Raw genomic sequence first — 297 nt, 5'->3', positions numbered from 1 at the left:
AGGATGCTAAAATTTCATACTGATATTTATTCTAACATAAAAACGTGCTAGAATAAATACAAATACACAGAAACGAGGAAAAAGTCAAGGAGAGCGAACGCAAATGGATGGTGAACGGCTGGCCGGAGGGCGGAAACTTCCCGGCTCTGCCGCTCAAGGAAGAGTTTGCCATGCGGCAGGGATATATCAGCGTGCGGCCCACCGTGCGCATCCGGGAGGAGGCGCTCAAGGGAGGCGAGACGGCCTATATCCTCTGCTTCAAGTCCGGAAGCGGGCTTGCACGGGAGGAGATCGAGC

1 pseudogene is annotated in these 297 nt (G+C 52.9%); it reads left to right on the top strand.

The window, feature by feature from the left end:
- Positions 1–107: 107 nt before the first annotated feature.
- Positions 108–297 (top strand): annotated as a pseudogene (locus tag P0G09_RS19230) (hypothetical protein); the annotation flags it as partial.

The organism is Faecalibacterium sp. DFI.5.82, from assembly GCF_029076575.1.
Classification (GTDB): domain Bacteria; phylum Bacillota; class Clostridia; order Oscillospirales; family Ruminococcaceae; genus Faecalibacterium; species Faecalibacterium duncaniae.
This window is presented reverse-complemented; position numbering and strand designations above follow the sequence as displayed.